General features: G+C 72.3%; 20 protein-coding genes. 7 read left to right on the top strand and 13 right to left on the bottom strand.

Annotated elements, in window-relative coordinates; all coding sequences use genetic code 11:
- The first annotated feature begins 36 nt into the window (after window positions 1–36).
- From BLW84_RS00585 to lpdA, 4 genes are all read left to right on the top strand, one after another.
- Window positions 37–1,002 carry a thiamine pyrophosphate-dependent dehydrogenase E1 component subunit alpha gene (locus BLW84_RS00585; RefSeq protein WP_093260050.1) on the top strand — a complete coding sequence of 322 codons (966 nt, stop codon included), beginning with the start codon at window positions 37–39 and terminating at the stop codon, window positions 1,000–1,002.
- Window positions 1,003–1,015: 13 nt separating this feature from the next.
- Window positions 1,016–2,047, top strand: coding sequence for an alpha-ketoacid dehydrogenase subunit beta (locus BLW84_RS00590; RefSeq protein WP_093260052.1), 1,032 nt, complete (start codon window positions 1,016–1,018; stop codon window positions 2,045–2,047).
- Between the two features lie 2 nt (window positions 2,048–2,049).
- Entirely contained in the window at window positions 2,050–3,528 is a 1,479-nt protein-coding gene (locus BLW84_RS00595) for a 2-oxo acid dehydrogenase subunit E2 (protein WP_093260054.1), read from the top strand.
- A gap of 83 nt (window positions 3,529–3,611) precedes the next feature.
- A complete protein-coding gene (gene lpdA / locus BLW84_RS00600) occupies window positions 3,612–5,006 on the top strand; it encodes a dihydrolipoyl dehydrogenase (protein ID WP_093260056.1) in 1,395 nt (464 codons plus the stop codon).
- A gap of 46 nt (window positions 5,007–5,052) precedes the next feature.
- Here the strand turns inward: lpdA and BLW84_RS00605 are convergent, their stop codons facing one another.
- From BLW84_RS00605 to BLW84_RS00615, 3 genes are all read right to left on the bottom strand, one after another.
- The gene (locus BLW84_RS00605) at window positions 5,053–5,307 is read right to left on the bottom strand and encodes a hypothetical protein (protein WP_093260058.1); all 255 of its coding nucleotides are present in this window, start codon (window positions 5,305–5,307) and stop codon (window positions 5,053–5,055) included.
- 160 nt (window positions 5,308–5,467) lie between these two features.
- On the bottom strand, window positions 5,468–7,087 hold the full coding sequence (locus BLW84_RS00610; protein WP_093260060.1) for an amidohydrolase: 1,620 nt from the start codon (window positions 7,085–7,087) through the stop codon (window positions 5,468–5,470).
- Window positions 7,088–7,235: 148 nt separating this feature from the next.
- Window positions 7,236–7,787 carry an FxsA family protein gene (locus BLW84_RS00615; protein ID WP_093260062.1) on the bottom strand — a complete coding sequence of 184 codons (552 nt, stop codon included), beginning with the start codon at window positions 7,785–7,787 and terminating at the stop codon, window positions 7,236–7,238.
- Window positions 7,788–7,908: 121 nt separating this feature from the next.
- Here BLW84_RS00615 and BLW84_RS00620 point away from each other — a divergent pair, with 121 nt between their 5' ends.
- A complete protein-coding gene (locus BLW84_RS00620) occupies window positions 7,909–8,988 on the top strand; it encodes a GDSL-type esterase/lipase family protein (protein WP_093260065.1) in 1,080 nt (359 codons plus the stop codon).
- A 209-nt stretch (window positions 8,989–9,197) separates the two neighbouring features.
- On the opposite strand, the gene BLW84_RS00625 is transcribed toward BLW84_RS00620, so the two are convergent.
- From BLW84_RS00625 to BLW84_RS00655, 7 genes are all read right to left on the bottom strand, one after another.
- Entirely contained in the window at window positions 9,198–9,668 is a 471-nt protein-coding gene (locus tag BLW84_RS00625; protein ID WP_281247343.1) for an Lrp/AsnC family transcriptional regulator, read from the bottom strand.
- Complete coding sequence (locus BLW84_RS00630; RefSeq protein WP_093260067.1) at window positions 9,665–10,807, bottom strand: M24 family metallopeptidase; 1,143 nt, start codon at window positions 10,805–10,807, stop codon at window positions 9,665–9,667. Before BLW84_RS00630 ends, BLW84_RS00625 begins: the two co-directional genes overlap by 4 nt.
- Before the next feature lie 142 nt (window positions 10,808–10,949).
- Window positions 10,950–11,222: an HPr family phosphocarrier protein gene (locus tag BLW84_RS00635; protein ID WP_093260069.1), complete on the bottom strand. Its 273-nt coding sequence runs from the start codon at window positions 11,220–11,222 to the stop codon at window positions 10,950–10,952.
- Between the two features lie 83 nt (window positions 11,223–11,305).
- Window positions 11,306–12,769: a PTS fructose transporter subunit IIC gene (locus BLW84_RS00640; protein WP_093260071.1), complete on the bottom strand. Its 1,464-nt coding sequence runs from the start codon at window positions 12,767–12,769 to the stop codon at window positions 11,306–11,308.
- On the bottom strand, window positions 12,766–13,218 hold the full coding sequence (locus tag BLW84_RS00645; protein WP_093260073.1) for a PTS sugar transporter subunit IIA: 453 nt from the start codon (window positions 13,216–13,218) through the stop codon (window positions 12,766–12,768). The genes BLW84_RS00640 and BLW84_RS00645 overlap by 4 nt, the downstream gene beginning before the upstream one ends.
- Window positions 13,215–14,159, bottom strand: a complete 945-nt coding sequence (gene pfkB, locus BLW84_RS00650; protein ID WP_093260075.1) for a 1-phosphofructokinase — start codon at window positions 14,157–14,159, stop codon at window positions 13,215–13,217. The genes BLW84_RS00645 and pfkB overlap by 4 nt, the downstream gene beginning before the upstream one ends.
- A complete protein-coding gene (locus BLW84_RS00655) occupies window positions 14,156–14,917 on the bottom strand; it encodes a DeoR/GlpR family DNA-binding transcription regulator (protein ID WP_093260077.1) in 762 nt (253 codons plus the stop codon). Before BLW84_RS00655 ends, pfkB begins: the two co-directional genes overlap by 4 nt.
- Before the next feature lie 110 nt (window positions 14,918–15,027).
- Here BLW84_RS00655 and BLW84_RS00660 point away from each other — a divergent pair, with 110 nt between their 5' ends.
- Both BLW84_RS00660 and BLW84_RS00665 read left to right on the top strand, forming a co-directional pair.
- Window positions 15,028–16,665: a phosphoenolpyruvate--protein phosphotransferase gene (locus tag BLW84_RS00660; RefSeq protein WP_093260079.1), complete on the top strand. Its 1,638-nt coding sequence runs from the start codon at window positions 15,028–15,030 to the stop codon at window positions 16,663–16,665.
- Window positions 16,666–16,837: 172 nt separating this feature from the next.
- Complete coding sequence (locus BLW84_RS00665) at window positions 16,838–17,758, top strand: 5'-3' exonuclease (RefSeq protein WP_093260081.1); 921 nt, start codon at window positions 16,838–16,840, stop codon at window positions 17,756–17,758.
- 61 nt (window positions 17,759–17,819) lie between these two features.
- Here the strand turns inward: BLW84_RS00665 and BLW84_RS00670 are convergent, their stop codons facing one another.
- The 3 genes from BLW84_RS00670 to BLW84_RS00680 all read right to left on the bottom strand — a co-directional run bounded on the left by BLW84_RS00670 (window position 17,820) and on the right by BLW84_RS00680 (window position 20,537).
- On the bottom strand, window positions 17,820–18,659 hold the full coding sequence (locus BLW84_RS00670; RefSeq protein ID WP_093260083.1) for an MBL fold metallo-hydrolase: 840 nt from the start codon (window positions 18,657–18,659) through the stop codon (window positions 17,820–17,822).
- Complete coding sequence (locus BLW84_RS00675; RefSeq protein ID WP_245760846.1) at window positions 18,659–19,246, bottom strand: TetR/AcrR family transcriptional regulator; 588 nt, start codon at window positions 19,244–19,246, stop codon at window positions 18,659–18,661. The genes BLW84_RS00670 and BLW84_RS00675 overlap by 1 nt, the downstream gene beginning before the upstream one ends.
- A gap of 97 nt (window positions 19,247–19,343) precedes the next feature.
- The gene (locus tag BLW84_RS00680) at window positions 19,344–20,537 is read right to left on the bottom strand and encodes a GNAT family N-acetyltransferase (RefSeq protein ID WP_093260501.1); all 1,194 of its coding nucleotides are present in this window, start codon (window positions 20,535–20,537) and stop codon (window positions 19,344–19,346) included.
- Window positions 20,538–20,579: the final 42 nt, after the last annotated feature.

The following is a 20,579-nucleotide window of genomic DNA, read 5'->3' on the forward strand; positions in this document are numbered from 1 at the left end:
GCCAGGTCGCCGGACCGCACGCGGAAGAGGAGCGAGATGGCCTTGAACAAGCAAGAGCTGCTGCGCGCTTATCGAAAGATGTCCGAGATCCGCGCGTTCGAGGACCGCCTGCACGAGGAGAACGCCACCGGCGACATCCCCGGGTTCATCCACCTGTACTCCGGGCAGGAGGCGATCGCCGTCGGTGTGTGCGAGAACCTGCTGGACACCGACTACATCGGCTCCACGCACCGCGGCCACGGGCACTGCATCGCCAAGGGCTGCGACATCCGGGGGATGATGGCGGAGATCTTCGGCAAGGACGACGGCCTGTGCCACGGCAAGGGCGGGTCGATGCACATCGCCGACCTGTCGGTCGGCATGCTCGGCGCCAACGCGATCGTCGGCGGCGCGCCTTCGCTGGCGATCGGCGCCGCGTTGAGCGCCAAGACGCTGCGCAACGGCGGTATCGCCGCCTCGTTCACCGGTGACGGCGGCTCGAACCAGGGCACCGCCTTCGAGGCCATGAACATGGCGGTGGTGCTCAAGCTGCCGATCATCTTCGTCATCGAGAACAACGGGTTCGGCGAGGCCACCGGCACCGACTACGCGGTCGGCGCGCCGGACATCGCCGCCCGGGCGGCCGCGTTCGGCATGCCCGCGGTGAAGGTCGACGGCACGGACTTCTTCGAGGTGCACGAGGCCACCCGGCAGGCCGCCGAGCGGGCCCGCGACGGCGGCGGGCCGACCACCATCGAGGCCCGGGCGAACCGCTTCTGGGGCCACTTCGAAGGCGACGCGCAGCTGTACCGGACCCCGGAACAGGTCGCGGAGCTGCGCCGGACGCGGGATCCGCTGCAGAACTTCCGGGACAAGGTGGACCGGAAGAAGGCAACCGCGAAGGAACTCGACGCCATCGACGAGGAATCCCGGGAGCTCGTCGGCGACGCCGTCGCCCGGGCCCGCGCCGCCGCGTACCCGCCGATCGAGAACCTGCTCACCGACGTCTACGTCTCCTACTGAAGGGAAGGCAACGATGACCACGTCGAAGAAGACGTACCGCGAGGCCGTGAAGGACGCCCTCTGCCAGGAGATGGAGCGCGACGAGACCGTCGTGCAGATCGGCGAAGACCTGCGCGGCGGCCACGCCGGCACCAACCCGGACCTGGAGACGAAGAAGGTCGAGGCGTTCGGCGGCGTCCTCGGCGTCACCAAGGGCCTGTGGACCCAGTTCGGCTCCGAGCGCGTCATCGACACGCCGATCACGGAGTCCGCGATCATCGGCATGGCGGCAGGGGCGGCGTTGACCGGTCTGCGGCCCGTGGCCGAGCTGATGTTCATGGACTTCTTCGGGGTCTGCTACGACGCGCTCTACAACCAGGCGGCGAAGTTCCGGTACATGTTCGGCGGCAAGGCGCGCACGCCGATGGTGATGCGCGGCATGATCGGCGCCGGGTTCTCCGCTGCCGCCCAGCATTCGCAGTCGCCGTACAACGTGTTCGCCGCCGTACCCGGCCTGAAGGTCGTGGCGCCGTCGAACGCCTACGACGCGAAGGGGCTGCTGATCCAGGCCATCCGGGACGACGACCCGGTCGTGTTCTGCGAGCACAAGACCCTCTACGACACCAAGGCCGAGGTGCCGGACGAGCCCTACGCGATCCCGTTCGGGGTGGCCAACTACACCCGGCAGGGCACGGACGTGACGGTGATCGCCCTGTCCGCCATGGTCAACGCCGCCAACGATGCGGCCGACAGCCTGGCCGCGGAGGGCATCTCGGTCGAGGTCGTGGACCCGCGGACCGTCTCACCGCTGGACGAGGAGGGCATCCTCGAATCGGTGGCCGCCACCGGCCGGGTGGTCGTCGTGGACGAGTCGGCGGCGCGCTGCGGTTTCGGCCACGACGTGGCCGCGCTCATCGCCACCAAGGCGTTCGACTCGCTGCGGGCACCGATCGAGCTGGTGACGCCGCCGCACACGCCGGTGCCGTTCTCCCCCAAGCTGGAGAAGGCCTGGTTGCCGGACGCGGCCCGCATCGAAACCGCGATCCGCAGGCTGGTGGCGAACTGATCATGAGCGACATCAATCTGATCGAAGTGCCGAAGTGGGGCCTTTCCATGGAGGAGGGCACCATCACCAAGTGGCTGGTCGACGAGGGTGCCGGGTTCCGCAAGGGCGACGCGATCTGCGAGGTCGAGACCAGCAAGATCACCAACGAGATGGAGGCGCCCTTCGACGGGGTGCTGCGCCGCATCCTCGCGAAGCCGGGCGAAACGCTGCCGGTGGGAGCCCCGATGGCGGTGTCGGCGGACGCCGGCGTCCCGGACGCAGCGATCGAGGACTTCCTGTCGACGAACGGGGCTCCCGCACCTGAACCCGTTTCGGTGAAGGCAGTTTCGCCCGCCGCAGCCGTTGCGGCGCCAGCGGCCGCCGCATCGCCCGGCACGACCGGCGTCCCGGAATCGCTGGCGGGCTCGACGAACGGCGACGTCTTCGCGACGCCGCACGCGCTCAAGCTCGCGACGAAGCTCCAGGTCGATCTCGGCAAGGTGACCGGAACCGGTCGCATCGGCCGGGTTTCGGTGGCCGACATCCACACCGCCATCCGCGCGGCGGGCGGCACGGTCGCCGAACCGGTGGCTCCGCAACGCGGCGGCGCACCCGCACGGTCCACACAGGACGACAGCGACGTCAACGCCACCCCGGTGGCCCGGCGCCTCGCGGCGAGCCTCGGCATCAACCTGCACGACTGCCGGGCCACGGGTGCGCGCGGCCGGGTGTGCGTCGCGGACGTCCGCGAAGCGGAGCGGAAGTTCCTGCCCGCCGTCGAACCCGAAGTCCGCGAAACAACCCTGACCGCACCGGAATTCGAGACCGTTCCGCTCGATTCGATGCGCAAGGCCATCGGCCGGCGGCTGCAGGCCTCGAAGCAGAACTCCCCGCACTTCCGGCTGACCGCGGACCTGGAGATCGACGCCCTGCTCGCCCTGCGGAAGCAGATCAACGCCACGGTGCCGGCGGTCAAGCTCTCGGTGAACGACTTCATCGTCAAGGCGTGCGCGGCCGCGCTGCGCAAGGTCCCGGACGTCAACGTGCAGTTCGACGAGGAGTCCCAGGCGGTGCTGCGGTACTCCGCCGCCGACATCTCCGTCGCGGTGGCTCTGCCCTCCGGCCTCATCACGCCCATCGTGCGCGGGGCCGACACCAAGTCCCTGGCCGACATCTCCGGCGAGGTGCACGCCCTGGTGACCAAGGCCAAGACCGGCCGGCTCAAGCCCGAGGAGTTCCAGGGCGGCACCTTCACGGTCTCGAACCTGGGCATGTTCGGGGTGCGGGAGTTCGACGCGATCATCAACCCGCCGCAGGCGGCGATCCTCGCGGTCGGATCCGGCGAGCAGCGCCCGTTCGTCGACGACGGACAGGTCATCGCCCGGACGCTGCTGACGGTGACGCTCTCCTGCGACCACCGCGTGATCGACGGTGCTCTCGGCGCGACGTTCCTGCGGGAGCTCAAGCGTTTCGTCGAATCACCGGCCCTGATGCTGGTCTAGAGCCGCGCCGCAGGGCGATTTCACGCGAAATCGGCGCAATCCCCCGATCGAGGTTCATGGACCCAGGACACAAGGAGAAAGCGATGGGCGAGAAGTACGACGTGCTCGTCATCGGCGGCGGCCCCGGCGGCTACGTGGCGGCCATCCGCGCCGCCCAGCTCGGGCTGCGCACCGCCGTCGTCGAACGCGACCGGCTCGGCGGCATCTGCCTGAACTGGGGGTGCATCCCGACCAAGGCGCTGCTGCACGGCGCGGACGTCGCCCACACGCTCGCGAACCTGCGACCGCTGGGGTTCACCGCGAGCGGCGTGGAGTTCGACATGGCTCAGCTCGTGGCGTTCAGCCGCTCGGTTTCGGACCGCCTCGCCAGTGGCGTCGAATACCTGATGCGGAAGAACGGCATCGACGTCGTCAACGGGTCCGCGCGGCTGGTCGGCAAGGGCGTGGTCGAGGTCTCCGGGGAGCACCCGACGACGCTGCGCGCGGACCACGTGATCCTGGCGACCGGCGCGCGGCCCCGGGCGCTGCCCGGGGTGGTGCCCGACGGGGACCGGGTCTGGACGTACTTCGAGGCGCTGGTGCCTGCGGAAGTCCCGAAGTCCTTGCTCGTCATCGGGTCCGGCGCGATCGGGGTCGAATTCGCCAGCCTCTACAACGATCTCGGCAGCGAGGTCACGCTCGTCGAGATGGCCCCGCAGGTCATGCCTGCCGAGGACGCCGCGGTCGCCGAGCACGTGCGCAGAAAGTTCGAGAAGCGCGACATCCGGGTGCACACCGGCGCATCAGTGTCCGAGGTCGCGGTGGCGGCCGATCACGTGACCGCGACGCTGAACCTCGCCGACGGCGCGGCGGAGCGGCTCACCGCGGAGCGCGTCCTGGTCGCGGCGGGCGTCGAGGGCAACGTGGCCGGTCTCGGGCTCGAAGAACTCGGGGTCGAGGTGGAACGCGGATTCGTCCGCACCGACCCCTGGTGCCGGACCAACGTGTTCGGCATCTACGCGATCGGGGACGTGGCGGGTGCCCCGTGCCTCGCCCACAAGGCGAGCCACGAAGGCGTGGTGTGCGTCGAGCGGCTCGCCGGGGTCGAGCACGTGAAACCGCTGGACCCGGGCGGAATTCCGGGCTGCACCTACGCACGACCGCAGGTCGCCCGCCTCGGACTGACCGAAGCCCAGGCCCGGGAGACCGGACGTCCGCTGCAGGTCGGCCGGTTCGACCTGCAGGCCTCCGGCAAGGCGATGGCCATCGGCGAGGCGGACGGCTTCGTCAAGACCATCTTCGACGCCGCCAGCGGCGAACTGCTGGGCGCGCACCTGGTCGGCCCGGACGTCACGGAACTGGTCCAGGGCTTCGGGATCGCCGGCTCGCTGGAGGCCACGGCCGACGATCTCGCCGAGGTCGTCTTCGCGCACCCGACCCTGTCGGAGGCCGTGCACGAATCGGTCCTGGCAGCCCTGGGCAGGCCGCTGAACGCGTGACGACATTCGCGGGGTCCGGCTTCAGGACGAACCCGGACCCCGCGGATCAGGAGAGGCGTTGCAGGCGGATCGGCAGGCCGTCGGTCGGCATCGGGCCGGTCCCGCGCTTGGCCAGGATGCGCTCCAGCAGATCGGTCAGCACGCTGATGGTGTGCCCGATGACGGGCAGCCCGTAATCGCCGAGCACCGGTTTCAGCCCCGACCCGGGCGGCGGCGCGGCCAGCGGCCGGACCGGGGAAGCGAGCCGCTCGGTGTGGGAAATAGCGGACTGCAGCTGCCTTTTGAGCACATGGGCGATCACCGGCGCACCTCCCGACGGCGCGGAGCACCTCCATTCCGCGGAAGCACAACACCGCCGGAAAACTCATCGGCCACCAGCCCGAACCCACTACGCCGAACGGCCCGCGGCGACTCGGGAGCAGGCGGCGATTTCGCGCGAAATCGCCGCTCCCCGAGTCGAATCAGACGAGTTCGTCGTCCTCGGAGGTCCGGGTGTAGATGGTTTCGCCGCGCAAGACCGTGCGCAGGCAGCGCGGCCGCGGTGCGCCCGGGGAGAGGTCGGGCAGGCCCGGCACTCCCGCTCGCGGATCGGTGGACCACCGCTGCACGCGCGAATCCGGCGCCGCCACAACGAGTTCCCCGGCGTCCCACACCGCGTAGGTCGCGGGCGCGCCGGGCACCAACGTGCCCGTGATGCCGTCGTCGACGCCGGCGGCCCGCCAGCCGCCCCGGGTGTGCGCCGTGAACGCCGCCCGCGGCGAGATGCCGAAACCGGCGGTGCGGTGGTGCACCGCCGCCCGCACCGCGCGCCACGGATCGACCGGCGTCACCGGCGCGTCCGAGCCGAACGCCAGCAGCACGCCGTTGGCGGCGAGCTTCGAGAACGGGTTGAGCCGGGTGCCGCGCTCGACGCCGAGGCGCCGCGCGTACATGTCGCCGGGACCGCCCCAGGCCGCGTCGAAGGAGGGCTGGACGGACGCCACGACGCCGAACCTGCCGAGTTCCGCGGCCTGCTGCTCGTCGACCATCTCCAGGTGTTCCAGCCGGTGGCGCAGGCTCGCCAGCGCGGGCACGCCCACGATCTCCGCCGCCTTGCGGAAACCGTCGCAGACCTCGGCCACCCCGGCGTCGCCGATCACGTGGAACCCGGCCTGGATCCCGGCCTTCGTGCACTCCACCAGGTGCTCGGCCACCGCGTGCGCGTCGAGGTAGAGCACGCCCACCGTCGTCCGGTCGTCCGAGTAGGGCTCGCGCAGCGCCGCGGTGCGCGAACCGACCGCGCCGTCGACGAACAGGTCACCGGCCAGGCCGCGGACGCCGAGCTCGCGGGCCCGGTCCACCGCGCCCAGCTCGCCCCAGTAGCCGACGACCTCGGGCACCCCGCCCTGCGCGGAGATCGCCAGCAGGTCGGCCAGGTCATCGGCCCCGGAGATGTCCGGCCCGCCGCATTCGTGCACGCACGCCACGCCCTGCGACGCGGCGTGCCGCAGGAAGGCCAGCTGGGCTTCTTTGCGCTGCGCGGTACCAAGAGCCTCCCGCGCGGCGCGGCGCACGTGGTGGTGCGCGACGCGCGTCAACGGGCCGTGCTCGCTCCAGCCTTCGGCGCCGCGGGTCAACGGCGCCCGGTCCACCAACGTCGTGGACACCAGGGCGGAATGCACGTCGATCCGGGACAGGTACACCGGCGCGCCCGCCGCGGCGCGGTCGATCTCGTCGCGGGTCGGGGGCCGTCGCTCCGGCCACCACGTCTCGTCCCAGCCGTGGCCCCACACCAGCGTGCCCGGGTACTCGGCGACGTGATCCCGCAGTGCGTGCAGGAATTCCGTCAGCGACGCGCAACCGGTCAGGTCGAGGCCGTTGAGCAGCAGGCCGGTGGAGGTCGCGTGCACGTGCGCGTCGACGAAGGCAGGCGCCACGAACGCGCCTTCGAGGTCGATGACCTCGGCGTCGGGATGCAGCGCACGGCCGACCTCGTCGGTGCCGACCCACGCGATGGTGCCATCGGTCACGGCCATCGCGGTGGCACCGGCGTCGGCGGGCGAGTGGATTCGCCCACCGAGCAACAACGTGGTCTCGGACATGTCCTTCGTGCTTCCCCGTTCCGGGTTTCCAACTGCGCAGGTCGAGATCGGCGAAGCGGGTCGTCGCACGCCCCCGGCGAACCCCGGCCGCGATCGTTCTGGCGAGCTTACCCGCCGCCCGGGACCCGCCGACGGCACGCCGACCCGATCACCTGCGCGGGCTGCCGTCCGGCCGTTCTGCCTGCGCAGATCGTTGCGGCGGCAGCAATTCCGGCCCGGCCGCGGTCGGCTCGTCGTCGGTGACCGAGACCACCTCGCCGTCGATGACGTCGTCGCCGGGCGCGGTCGCGCCCTGCCTGCGGTAGGCCTGCTGGGTGTGCAGCCACATCTGGTCCTGCATCGCCTTCGACCGCCGCTCCGCCGCGCGCAGCATCCGGTTGCGCAGCAGGGCGCGGGTCGGCGGGAACAGGCACAGCAGCCCGGCGATGTCGCTGAGGAAACCGGGCATGATGATCAGGAGCCCGGCGGCGGCGATGAGCACGCCGTCGGAGAGCTCCTTCTCCGGGGGCCGGCGCTGGCGCGCGGCTTCGCGGAATTCCTGCAGCGTGCGGCGGCCCTGCCAGCGCACCAGCCAGGTTCCCAGCACGGCGGCGGCGATCAGCAGGCCGATGGTGGGCAGCACCCCGATGGCCTGGCCGACGGCGACCAGCACGGCGATTTCGACCACACCGGCGACGAGGAGAAGAACGAGGATCGGCACGGCGCGAAGACCTCCTGTCGGTGGTAGTCACCCGGTTCAACGAACGAGGCCCCGCAAATGCTCCCAAAACCCGCAGAGGTGATGAACGCCGCCGGTCCTCGGCCCCATAGACTTCCACCCGATGCGGGCGCACAAGTCGAAAACAACAATCCTCCTGCTGGCCAGCATGGTGCTGGCCCTCGCGGTGTTGATCAGCGACCAGTACCTGCCCGGACTGCCGCTGCAACCCAAGCAGCTCCCGGCCGCGGTCGTGACCCTCGGCGACAGCACGCTGTCCGGCGAGGGCGGCGGCCGGTACGAGGCCGGGACCAACGGCGAGCAGGACAACTGGTGCCACCGGTCGGCGGCCGCGCCGATCAACCAGCTCCGGCTCCCACCCGAGGTGACCCGCATCAACCTGGCCTGCTCCGGCGCGCGGACGGACCTGATCGGCGCGAACCCGGAACCCGGCCACGCCGAAGGCTCCCAGTCCCGGCGGCTGGCGGAACTGGCGCAGCAGTACCGGATCACCGACGTCGTGGTGCAGATCGGCGCCAACGACGACCCGGGCTTCACCGACGTCGTCAACCAGTGCGTGGAGGCCTGGGTGCGGCAGACGCCGGAGGGGTGCGCGGCATCGCTGCGCACCGCGTGGCCGCAGCGGGTGGAGCGGATGAAGCCGAAGGTGCTGGGCGCGCTGAACGACATCCGCGCGGCGATGGACAGCGCGGGCTACACGCCGAGCAGCTACTCGCTCATCGTGCAGTCCTACGCCTCGCCGGTCGGCCCCGGCGTCAAGCCCGAGCTGCAGGACCTGTCCGGCTGCCCGTTCCTGACCGGTGACCTGGAGTGGATCCGGAGCACCGGGGTGCCACAGCTGTCCGCCGGTCTGCAGGACGTCGCGCGGCAGGCGAACGCCCGGTTCCTGGACCTGTCCCGGGCGGGCATCGGGCACGAGGCGTGCACGGGCAACCCGAGGACCGCGGACGGCGAGTGGTTCACGAGGCTGACGGTCGACTGGGCGAGCCTGCAGGACGAGCAGCGCGCGGCGCACGCGATGCAGGAGTCCTTCCACGCCAACGCCGCCGGGCACGCCCAGCTGGGCCGCTGCCTCGGCGAGTTCATGGTGACGGAGGACCCGAAGGCCCTGTGCTTGCCGGACGAACAGGGCAACTTGCACGCGGTGCCGGAACACGCCGCGGCCGCCCAAGCCCACCCCTGATCCCCGCAAGCAGAGCCGGTGAGCACTTCGGCGTTGTAGAGCGTCTTTGAGAAGCCGGCTTGGTTTGTCTTTGAAGGCAGCCGCTTAACCGACCCTCGCAACTCGCACCGCCGCGGGTTCTCAGAGGCCTTCTCGCGTTCCCACGGCCGAGAAGGCCTCTGAGGCTCCGCTACTCGCACCGCTACGCAGAACGAGCCTGGAATTCCGTATCAAATCGCCGGGGGCCGGTGTTCGAACGGGGTGGACAGGACCACCGTCGTCCGGGTCGACACCTTCGCGGCCTCCCGGATCTGCCGCAGCAGTTCTTCCAGGCCCAGCGGCGAGGTCACCCGCACCTGCAGGATGTAGGACTCGTCACCCGCCACCGAATAGCACGACTCGATCTGTGGCAGGTGCTCCAGCCGCTGCGGGTAGTCGTCCGGTGCGGCCGGGTCGATCGGCGTCAGCGAGATGAACGCGGTCAGCGGCAACCCGATCTGGTCACCGTCCACTTTGGCCGTGTAGCCCTGCAGGGCGCCGCGCTGCTCCAGCCGGCGAACCCGTTGGTGCACCGCGGAAACGCTCAAGCCGACGCGCTCGGCCAGGTCCGTGAAGCTGCACCGGCCGTCCCGCGCCAGCTCGCGCAGGATGGCGCGGTCGGTGGCCTCCAGCCCGCCCGGGGTTGCGGATCGCTCGCTCACGCCGGCAGCACCACCAACTCGTGCGGCTGGTTGTTCACGCTCTCCACGCCGTCCTCGGTGACGATGACGATGTCCTCGATCCGCGCGCCCCAGCGCCCCGGCAGGTAGATGCCCGGCTCGACGCTGAAGGCGATGCCCGGCTCCAGGGGCGTGGCGTTGCCAGCGACGATGTAGGGCTCCTCGTGAACGTCCAGGCCGATGCCGTGCCCGGTGCGGTGCACGAAGTACTCGCCGAACCCGGCGGCGGCGATCGGCTCGCGGGCCGCGGCGTCGATCGACTCGGCGGTCGCGCCCGGCCGCACCGCCTCGACGGCGGCGCGCTGCGCGGCCTCCAGGACGGCGTAGGTCTCGCGGACGTCCGCCTGGGCGGGCTCGCCCACGCTGTAGGTGCGGGTGCAGTCGGAGTTGTAGCCCTCCGCGATCGGGCCGCCGATGTCGATGACGACCACGTCGCCGCGCTCGATCACCCGGTCCGACACGTCGTGGTGCGGGCTGGCGCCGTTCGGCCCCGAGCCGACGATGACGAACGCCACCTCGGTGTGGCCCTCTTCGATGATCGCGGCGGAGATGTCGGCGCCGACCTCGGCCTCGGTCCGGCCCGCCTTGAGGAACTCCGCCATCCGGGCGTGCACCCGGTCGATGGCGGCCCCGGCCTTGCGCAGCGCCTCGATCTCGGCGGCGTCCTTGCGCATCCGCAGCTCGCGCAGCACGGTCCCGGCCAGCACCTGCTCGGCGCCGGGCAGGGCGGCGCGCAGCGGGATGGTGTGCAGCGCGGGCATCACGTCGGCGACGGCCAGCCGGGACGGCGCGCCGCCGCGACCGGCCAGGTCGGCCACCATCGCGTGCGGGTCCTGACCGTCGACCCAGGTCACGACCTCGATGCCGAGCTCGGCCAGCGGGATGTCGGCGAAGCCGGGCTCCTCCAGCTTCGGCACGACCAGCGCGGGCCGGCCGTCGGCCGGGAGCACCAGGCAGGTCAGCCGCTCGTGCGACTCACCGCCCGCGCCGAGGAGGTAGCGCAGATCGGAACCGGGCGAGATCAGCAGCGCGTCGAGTTTCGCCGCGGCTGCGGTTTCGGCGGCCTTGGTGAGGCGGGCCGCGAGCACGGATGGATCCTGCTTGATCGAGACGGTGGCCATAGCTCCCAAGCCTAATCCTGGGGCGGCTGCCCGACTCCCGGCCGGTCCGGTTCACGCCACCGGGGTCGTGAGTGCTTTGGGCTGCGGTAGCGCTCCACAGCACTCACGACCCCGCCGGCGGCCGAAATCGTGCCCCGACGGCTCAGGCCGGAGCCTTGTCCAGGTCCTGTTCGAGCAGGGCGACGAGCTCGCCCAGGGCGGCCTCGTCGCCGGAGAGCTCGACCTCCTCGCCGTGCTGGGCGCCCAGCGACATCAGGCCGAGCATGCTGCTCGCGTCGACCGGGTCGCCGGCCACGCCATCGACGACCTTGGCGATCGTGACGGGCGCGGCCTGCGCCGCCGCGGCCTTGGCGAGCAGCGCGGCGGGGCGGGCGTGCAGGCCGACCGAGGCGGCGATGCGGACTCGACGTTGCATTGCTGTTCCTCCGGATCCGGATTGGTTCGGGGGCGTGAGCGGAAATGGTTGCGGTGGCGGCCAAAACCGCGCACGACGTGCTGTCAGGCCGGGACGGCGGACGCGGCCTCGGGGGCCGGTTCCCCGGCGTCCTGGCGGCCGAGCTGCTTGGCGAACAGCACCGCCGCCGCCGCGACCACGACGCCGATGACGATCGCGACCAGGTACAGCAGCGGGTTGCCCACCAGCGGCGTCACGAAGATCCCGCCGTGCGGGGCGCGCAGCGTGGCGCCGAAGGTCATCGACAGCGCGCCCGTGGTCGCCGAGCCGAGCACGATGGACGGGATCACCCGCAGCGGGTCGCCCGCCGCGAACGGGATCGCGCCCTCGGTGATGAACGACGCGCCGAGCAGCCAGGCGGCGCGGCCGCTGGCCCGCTCGGCCGGGCTGAACAGCTTGCTGCGCACCGCCGAGGCCAGGGCCAGCGCCAGCGGCGGGACCATGCCCGCGGCCATCACGGCGGCCATGATCTCCAGCGACGCCGTCGTGCCGATGCTCAGGCCGCCGACGGCGAAGGTGTAGGCGACCTTGTTGATCGGCCCGCCCATGTCGAAGGCGATCATCGCGCCGAGCAGGGCGCCCAGCAGCGCCGCGTTGGCGCCGGACAGGCCGGTGAGCCAGCCGGTGAGCGCCGCCATGGCCAGCGCGATCGGCTTGCCGAGCACCACGAACATCAGCCCGCCGACCACCAGCGAGCCCAGCAGCGGCAGCACCACCACCGGCATGATCCCGGCGATCCCGCGCGGCACCTTCACCTGCTTCAGCCCGGCGATCACGGCACCGGCCAGCAGACCGGCGACGAGGCCGCCGAGGAAGCCCGCGCCGACGGTCACGGCCACCGCGCCGCCGACGAAGCCGGGGGCGATCGCGGGCCGGTCGGCGATGGCGAAGGCGATGAACCCGGCCAGCACCGGCACCAGGAACTCGAACGCCGTCGTGCCGATCTGGTTCGCCAGCGCCGCCCAGCTGAGCAGGCTCGCCGGGTCGAAGACCTCGGTGACCGGCGGCGCGTCGGTGATCTGGTAGCCGCCGAGCGCGAAGCTCAGCGCGATCAGCAGACCGCCGGCGGCCACGAACGGGATCATGTAGCTGACGCCGGTCATCAGCCACTGCCGCAGCCGGGTGCCGAAACCGGCGCCCGCGACGACCTTGCTGGCCAGTTCGGGCGCGGCGGCGGTCGGCTCCGGCGCGGCGGCCGGTTCTCGCTGCGCGGCGTCGGCGGCCTGGGCCAGCAGGCCCGCCGCGTCGTTGATGGCCTGCTTCACCGGGACCTCGACGACCGGCTTGCCCGCGAAGCGCTCCCGGTCCCGGACCCCGACGTCGGCGGCGAAGATCACCGCGTCGGCCGCGGCGATGTCCGCCGCCGACAGCGGCGTCGAGCCCGCCGAGCCCTGGGTCTCGACCAGCATCTCGTCCCCGGCCGACTTGGCGGCCTGTTCCAGGGCCTCGGCCGCCATGTAGGTGTGCGCGATACCGGTCGGACAGGCGGTGACGGCTACGTACTTCACGGCGCGACCTCCTCGCGGACGTACTTCGCGAGCTCGGCCGCGTCGGTGGCGTCCAGCAGCGTCTGCTTGAACTCGGCGCGCACCAGGCGCCGGGCCAGCGCGGCGAGCACGGTCATGTGGTCGGCGCCGCCGCCTTCCGGCGCGGCGATGAGGAAGATGAGCTTCGCCGGGCCGTCTTCGGCGCCGAAGTCGACGCCGTTGGTGCTGCGACCGAAGGCCAGCGTCGGCGCGGTCACCGCCGAGGAGCGGCAGTGCGGGATGCCGATGCCGCCCTCCAGCCCGGTCGGCATCTGCTGTTCGCGGGCTTCGATGTCGGCCAGGAACCGGTCGATGTCCGTGACGCGACCGGCGGCGACCAGCCGCTCGGCGAGGTCGCGCACGACGGCCCGCCGGTCGGTGCCCGCCAGGTCCAGTTCGACGAGGTCCGAGGTGATCAGTTCGCTAGTCATGCCGCCACTCCGCTGAGGCTCACTGTCTTGTCCACTGCATCCATCCGCACCCGCAGCGGGTGGATGTCGTCCGGGCCGGGCATCCGGCTGCCCGCCAGCCCGACCGCCGCCGTCCCGTAGGCGACGGCGGTGCGCAGGGCGGCCGGCCCGATGCCGCCCGCCCGCAGGAATCCGGCGAGCATCGCGTCGCCCGCACCGACGGTGCTGCGCACCTCGGTCGCGCTGCTCGTGGCGTGCCAGGTGCCGGTCTCTGCGACCAGCACCGCACCCAGCTGCCCGAGGCTCACCAGCACGGTCGCCACGCCGCCGGCCCGCAGCCGGTGCGCGACGGCCAGCACGTCGCCGAGGTCCCGCAGCGGGCCACCGGTCAGCTCCGCGAGCTCGACGAGATTGGGTTTGACCAGGTCAGGCGCGGCCTGACAGGCCAGTTCGAGGGGACGTCCCGAGGTGTCGACGGCGACTCGCGCCCCGGCGCGGCGCGCGGCGGCGACGATCCGGGCGTGCAGGTCGTCCGGGCAACCGGCGGGCAGGCTGCCGCAGGTCACCAGCCAGTCCGCCCGGCCGGCCTGCTCGGCGGCGGCGCGCTCCAGCGCCGCGACCTCGGCCGGGGTGAGTTCCGGGCCTGGCTCGTTGAACTTGCTCGTGGTGCCGTCGGCTTCCACCACCGCGATGTTGCTGCGGGTCGGGGCCTGCACCGGCACCTCCACCACCGGCACCGCCTCCGGCGCCAGCAGCTCGGCCAGCCGCGCGCCCGCCGCGCCGCCGGAGGGCAGCACGGCGAGCGTCGGCACCTCGGCCGCGGCCAGCGCGCGGGCCACGTTCACACCCTTGCCGCCCGGGTCCAGGCGCGTCCGGAGGGTGCGGTGCACCGCACCGGCCACCAGCCGGTCCACTTGGACGGTGCGGTCCAGGCTCGGGTTCGGCGTCACGGTCACGATCACGCCAGCACCACTTCCGCTTCGATCTGCTTCAGTTCGTCGAGCGCCGCCTCGTCGAGGCCCTCGTCGGTCACCAGGACGTCGATCTCGGACAGCTCGGCGAACCGGCTGAACTGGTCGTCGCCGTACTTGCTGTGGTCGGCCAGCAGCACCCGCTTGCGGCAGGCGCGCACCATCGCCGCCTTGACCGCGGATTCCGCCGGATCCGGGGTGGTGCAGCCGCGGGCGGCCGAGAAGCCGTTGGTGCCGAAGAAACCCACGTCGATGGTGAGGCCGCGCAGCACGTCGAGCGCCCAGGACTCCACCGTCGCCAGCGTGGTGCCGCGGATCCGGCCGCCGAGCAGGTGCAGGTTGTAGTTGTTGCGGGTGGCGAGCTGGTTGGCCACCGGCAGGGAGTTGGTGACGACGGTGAGCTCGCGGTCGGCGGGCAGCAGGCCGGCCAGCCGCGCGGTCGTGGTGCCCGCGTCGAACAGCACGGTGCCGCGGCTGGGCACCCGGTCCAGCGCGGCTCGCGCGATGCGTTCCTTCTCCCCCGCGTTGGTCTGGTCGCGCAGCGAGACGCCCGGTTCGAAGTCGAGCCGCTCGACCGGGATCGCGCCGCCGTAGACGCGCCGCACCAGGCCTTGGCGTTCGAGCGCGGCGAGGTCGCGGCGGATGGTCTCGGGTGCCACCTCGAACTCGGCCGCCGCGGCCGTGACGTCGATGCGCCCGTCGCGTCGTGCTCGCTGCGCCAGGAGCTGCTGGCGCTCCGCCCCGTACATGCCCGTTGTCCTCCGGTTAATGTTTGGTGTTGCCTGATTGTGCCTCTTGTTGCCATATTGTCAAGGCTTCGAGAACGCGAGGGAAACCTCCAGCACGATGGGAGTGGTCGATGTCCACGCTGCAGGGCGTCGGGGTCAGCCCCGGCGAGGCGGCAGGCCCGGTCCTGTGGGTTCGTGACCGGTTGCCCGATCCGGCGCCCGGTCCGGCACCGGCCGATCCAGCGGCCGAGGCGGCGCGGATCCGCCCGGCCGCGGAAGCGGTGGCGCAGCGGCTGCTCGCCCGGTCGGAAGCCGCGACCGGCGAAGCGCGGGCGGTGCTGGAGATGACCGCCGCGATGGCCGCCGACCCGGCGCTGCTCGGCAACGCCGAGAAGGCGGTCGCGCAGCGGGGCCTGCCCGCGCCGCGCGCGGTGTTCGAGGCGGCCGGGGAGTTCGCGGAACTGCTCGCCGCCTCCGGCGGATACCTCGCCGAACGGGTGCGGGACGTGCACGACGTCCGCGACCGGCTGGTCGCCGAGCTCACCGGCACCGCCCCGCCGGGCGTGCCCGAGCTGACCGGCCCGGCGGTGCTGGTGGCCCGCGATCTGGCCCCGGCCGACACCGCCGATCTGGATCCCGGCCTCGTGCTGGCGCTGGTGACCGAGGAGGGCGGCCCGACCAGCCACACCGCGATTCTCGCGCGGGCATTGGGAATTCCGGCGGTGGTCGCCGTGCGCGGCGTGCTCTCGGCAGCGGCGGCGGGAGCGCGCGTGGACGGCGCGGCGGGCACCGTCGAACTGCTGGAGCAGGCCGTCGCGCCCGAGTCCGCCGACCGCGCCGGAGCGCGGTGGCACGGTTCCGGCAGCACCGCCGACGGGCACCCGATCAAGCTCCTGGCCAACATCGGTTCCGCCGCCGACGCCCGGGCCGGCGTCGACGCGGGCGCCGAAGGATCGGGACTGTTCCGCACCGAGTTCTGCTTCCTGGACGCCGCGGTGGAACCCGACGCCGAAACCCAGCGGCAGGCGTACGCCGCCGCGCTGCGGCCGTTCGCGGGCAAGCCGGTCGTGGTTCGCACCCTGGACGCCGGGGCGGACAAACCCTTGCCGTTCCTGGACATCGCCGACGAACCCAACCCCGCGCTCGGGGTGCGGGGCCTCCGGGTCGCCTTCGACCGGCCGGAGCTGCTGGACCGGCAGCTCACCGCCATCGTCGCCGCGGCCGCCGAGACCGGGGCCGTGGTGTCGGTGATGGCGCCGATGGTCGCGACCGCGGGCGAGGCGGCGTGGTTCGCCGAGCGCGCCCGGGATGCGGGCGTCGAGCGCGTCGGCGTCATGGTCGAAACGCCCGCCGCCGCGCTCTGCGCCGACGAGATCCTGGACGTCGTGGACTTCGTCAGCATCGGCACCAACGACCTGGCGCAGTACACATGCGCGGCGGACCGCATGACCGGCGCGCTGGCCGCCTTGAACGACCCGTGGCAGCCCGCGTTGTTGCGCCTGATCGCCGGGCTCGGCCGGGCGGGCCGGGAGCGCGGCAAACCCGTCGGCGTGTGCGGTGAAGCGGCGGCGGACCCGCTGCTGGCCGGCGTCCTGGCGGGCCTCGGCGTCACCAGCCTGTCGATGACCGCGACGGCGCTGGCGGCAGTGGGAGCTGCGCTGGCCGAACGCACCCTGTCCGACTGGCAGGACGCCGCCCGGCAGGCCGTCGCGGCACCGGACCCGGCCGAGGCGCGCAGCCGGGCCGGCCGCAGCCTCGAACGGGGCTGACCCACCGCGGCGAACGGCCCGTTCACCTCGCCCAACGGCGCGAACGGGCCGTTCGCACTTTTCCACCCATTTCTCTTCGGAGGTGCGCGCACATCCGCGGGTCGGCCCCGGCAGGTCGCGCACATCGGCGAGCACCGACGTGACAAGCTGGCGCACTGTGACTGGTCCTCTGATGCTCGTCGATTCGGCAGGGTTGTGGTTCCGCTCGTACTACGCGCTGCCGGACTCGCTGACCGCGCCGGACGGCACGCCGGTGAACTCGGTGCGCGGTTTCTGCGACATGCTCGCCAAGCTGATCACCGACCGGCGCCCGTCCCGGCTGGTGGCCTGCCTGGACAACGACTGGCGGCCGCAGTTCCGGGTCGACGCCCTCCCGTCCTACAAGGCGCACCGCGTCGCCGAGGACGATCCCGACGCCGAAGAGGTGCCGGATTCGCTGTCCCCGCAGGTTCCGGTGATCCTCGAAGTGCTCGACGCGGCGGGCATCGCCACCGCCGAGGCGGAGGGCTACGAGGCCGACGACGTCATCGGCGCGCTCGCCGATCGCGAGGAGAAGGACGCGGTGGAGGTCGTCACCGGCGACCGGGACCTGTTCCAGCTGGTGCGCGACCGGCCCACCTCGGTGCGGGTGATCTACGTCGGCGCGGGCCTGGCGAAGGCCCAGGACTACGGCCCCGCGGAACTCGCCGACAAGTACGCCCTCTCGGCCGACCGAGCCGGGGACGACTACGCGGAAATGGCGGTGCTGCGCGGAGATCCGTCGGACGGGCTGCCCGGGGTGGCGGGCATCGGCGAGAAGACGGCGGCGAAGCTGATCACCCAGTTCGGCTCGCTCGAAGCGCTGCTGGCGGCGGCCGACGGCGGCGACTCCCGCCTGACGCCGCGAGTCCGCGGCAAGCTCGCGGACGCCGCCGACTACCTCGCGGCGGCCCCGTCGGTGGTCCGGGTGGCGCGCGACGCCCCGGTGGTCATGGACCGCGCGGATGACGCGCTCCCCCAGTCCCCGGTGGACATCGACCGGTTGCGAGCGCTCCAGCAGACTTGGGGCCTGGGCGCGAGCATCGACCGCCTCATCGCCGCGCTCAGCGAATAGCCCCAACGACCGAAGGGCGTCTTCCTCTTGCACAGCGAGGAGAAGACGCCCTTCGTCATCGTCAGGATTCCACTGTGGAGCTCTGCCGCAGGTGCCGGTCGAACTCGATCGGGTCGTGCGCGCAGAACACGTCGACCTGACCCCGGTGCGCGGTCACGAGATCGTGCAGGCGGTCCTGGTTCCGCCGCCGCTGCGGGCCGAGCACCTGCACCCGGTTCTGGAAACGGCTCAACACCGGCGTGCATCGAGGTTGCTCCGCCATCTCGCCGTGGAAGAAGTAGGCGTCACCGGCGTGCAGCAGCCACCGGCCATCGGAGCGCCGCACCGCCACGCCGGTGTGCCCGCGGGTGTGCCCGGCCAGCGGGATGAGCAGGATCTCCGGCGGCAGGCCGGGCAGATCGCGCACCGCTTCAAAGCCGAACCAGCGCTCCCCGCCGGCACTGCCGTGCAGGTTCCACTTAGGACCGTGCTGCCGCTGGTGGCCGAGGAAGCGCGCCCGTTCCGGGCCGTTGAGCATCGCCTGGTGCTCCACGTCGTGCACGTGGACCTGGGCGTGCGGGAAGTCCGGCAGGCCGCCGGCGTGGTCGCGGTCCAGGTGGGTCAGCACGATGTGCCGCACGTCCTCGGTGCGGTACCCGAGGCCCTCGACCTGCGCCGCAGCCGTTTCCGCCACGTCCAGCACCGGGCGGGTCAGCCGCAGCCAGCTCCGCTCCAGGTTCTCGACGTGCGTGGTGACGTCCGGGACGCCGAGCCCCGTGTCGACCAGCACCAGCCCCTGCTCGGTCTCGATCAGCAGGCAGTGGCAGACCAGCCGCGCCGCGCCGAACACCCCGCCGCCGTCGTTGACCAGCCGGCCGCCGAGCGGCCGCATCGTCCCGCAGTTCAGGTGGTGGATCCGCATCAAGCCTGCTCCGCCCGAACGCGCTCCAGCAGGTCGGCCAGTTGATCGCCCACCGTCCGCAGCGCCGCGACGTCGCGCTGGACCTTGCAGAGCAGCAGCGCGCCTTCGAGCATCGACAACGCGATCACCGCGAGCTCCTCGGCCCGCGCCGCCGGAATGCCCCAGCCGGTGAACGCCGCCGTCAGGCCCACCAGCCAGGTCCCGTACGCGCCGTCGCACGCCGACCTGACGTCCGGGCTGTCCGCGCTCGCCTCCAGCGCCACGGTGGCCACCGGGCATCCCCTGCTGAAGTCCGATTCCTCCAGGGCATGCGCGAAGTGCGCCATCATCGCCGCGACGGCTTCGCGCGGCCCGCTCGCCTCCGCCAGCACCGCCGCCAGCAGCTCGGCCACCTGCCGCCCGGACGCCTCCACGGCCTCGGCGGCGAGCTGCTGCTTGCCGCCCGGGAAGTGGAAGTACAGCGAGCCCCGCGGAGCCTCGGCTTCGGCGAGCACCTGGTTGACGCCCGTGGCGTGGTAGCCCTGCCGCCGGAACAGCTCCATCGCGGTGTCGAGCATCTGCTGCTTCGTCTGCGCACCTTTCCTCACGCAGAAAATATGACACTCGGTCTACATATTTTCAAGCCGGACGCGCCGCACCGCGGTGTTTCGGGCCGCCGCAGCAGCCCGAAGCACCCGCGAGCGGTCAGAAGTTGGTGCCGCACCAAGGCGTTTCGGCCGCGGCGAACAGCCGGTCCGCCGCGGCGACCGCCGCCGGGTCACGCGCCTCGATCCGGCCGCCCGCCACCAGCCCCGACGCCGTCTGGTCGCCCAGGTACAGCGCCGCGAGCACCGCGACTTCCAGGACGAGCTGGGGTTCGTCGGAACACCGGTCCACGCCGTCCGGACCGACCTGGTAGCGGCCGTCGTTGTGCGGCAGGAACTCGTCCCGTACCTCGATCACCACCGGATCGCCCGGGCCGAAGGTCCGCGCCCGCAGCGCTTCGAGCACGTCCACCAGGCGCAGCCACAGATCGTCGCCGACGCCGGTGACCTGGCACTGGCGACGATCGGTCAGCCACCACTCCAACGGCTCGTCCAACGGCCGATTGCGGCCCACCACCCGGTCCACGAGGTCGACGCCGAGCAGGAACCGCCACAGCTGGGTCGCCGCCGCCGCATTCGCCGTCTTCAGGTCGTGGACCTGCAGCGAGCTGACGTCCTTGTCGTTCTTCGCCTCGTACAGGGCGAAACCGTCGTCCAGCCCGTCGCCGTCGGTGTGCACCGCGACCATGACGCCGTCGCCGAGCCACGACCGCTGCCCCGCCCACCACGCGTCGTCCCGGCCGATCTGCCCCGGCCGGTCCTGATCGCAGCGCTGGTAGAGCGCGGACAGGATCGGCGCCGCCTCGTCCTGGTCCAGCACCCGCACCTGGCCGCCCACCGGCGCGCTCGCGCGCAGCGCCGCCCGGCGGCGGTCGAGCTCCACCGTGCGGGACCGGCTGGCCACGCCGTAGCCGAACCGCTCGTAGATCACCGCCTCCGAGGCGTGCAGCATCGCCACCGCCTCGCCGCGTCGCCGCGCGTCGTCGAGCTGCGCCCGCATCAACGACGTGAGCAGCCCACGCCGGGTCCGGTCGGCGCGAACGCCGACCCCGGTCACCGCGCCGACCGGGAGCCTGCGCCCGCCGGGCACCGCGACGACGTTCGTCGTCGCCATCGCCGTGCCGGCCAGCGCACCGTCGACGAATGCGCCCAGCACCCGCCCCGGCTCGTACCGCCCGACGCTCTGCTCCCACTCCTCGTCCTTCGACGAGCGCAGCAGCAGGGCGCGACGGAACAGATCGTGGGCTTCGCGGAACTCGCTTTCGGCCAGGGGCCGCACTTGATGACCGGTCACGCCCACGATCTTCCCGGTCGGATCCGTCCAGGTCGACCGGTT

The organism is Saccharopolyspora shandongensis (assembly GCF_900106995.1).
Taxonomy (GTDB): Bacteria; Actinomycetota; Actinomycetes; order Mycobacteriales; family Pseudonocardiaceae; genus Saccharopolyspora; species Saccharopolyspora shandongensis.

Excerpts from the sequence above, each read along its gene's own strand:
- BLW84_RS00635 (WP_093260069.1), bottom strand. The coding sequence starts at position 11,222 with ATGCAACGTCGAGTCCGCATCGCCGCCTCGGTCGGCCTGCACGCCCGC.
- BLW84_RS00645 (WP_093260073.1), bottom strand. The coding sequence starts at position 13,218 with ATGACTAGCGAACTGATCACCTCGGACCTCGTCGAACTGGACCTGGCG.
- BLW84_RS00655 (WP_093260077.1), bottom strand. The coding sequence starts at position 14,917 with ATGTACGGGGCGGAGCGCCAGCAGCTCCTGGCGCAGCGAGCACGACGC.
- BLW84_RS00630 (WP_093260067.1), bottom strand. The coding sequence starts at position 10,807 with ATGGCCACCGTCTCGATCAAGCAGGATCCATCCGTGCTCGCGGCCCGC.
- BLW84_RS00670 (WP_093260083.1), bottom strand. The coding sequence starts at position 18,659 with ATGCGGATCCACCACCTGAACTGCGGGACGATGCGGCCGCTCGGCGGC.
- BLW84_RS00620 (WP_093260065.1), top strand. The coding sequence starts at position 7,909 with ATGCGGGCGCACAAGTCGAAAACAACAATCCTCCTGCTGGCCAGCATG.
- BLW84_RS00590 (WP_093260052.1), top strand. The coding sequence starts at position 1,016 with ATGACCACGTCGAAGAAGACGTACCGCGAGGCCGTGAAGGACGCCCTC.
- BLW84_RS00610 (WP_093260060.1), bottom strand. The coding sequence starts at position 7,087 with ATGTCCGAGACCACGTTGTTGCTCGGTGGGCGAATCCACTCGCCCGCC.
- BLW84_RS00585 (WP_093260050.1), top strand. The coding sequence starts at position 37 with ATGGCCTTGAACAAGCAAGAGCTGCTGCGCGCTTATCGAAAGATGTCC.
- BLW84_RS00595 (WP_093260054.1), top strand. The coding sequence starts at position 2,050 with ATGAGCGACATCAATCTGATCGAAGTGCCGAAGTGGGGCCTTTCCATG.
- lpdA (WP_093260056.1), top strand. The coding sequence starts at position 3,612 with ATGGGCGAGAAGTACGACGTGCTCGTCATCGGCGGCGGCCCCGGCGGC.
- BLW84_RS00665 (WP_093260081.1), top strand. The coding sequence starts at position 16,838 with ATGCTCGTCGATTCGGCAGGGTTGTGGTTCCGCTCGTACTACGCGCTG.
- BLW84_RS00660 (WP_093260079.1), top strand. The coding sequence starts at position 15,028 with ATGTCCACGCTGCAGGGCGTCGGGGTCAGCCCCGGCGAGGCGGCAGGC.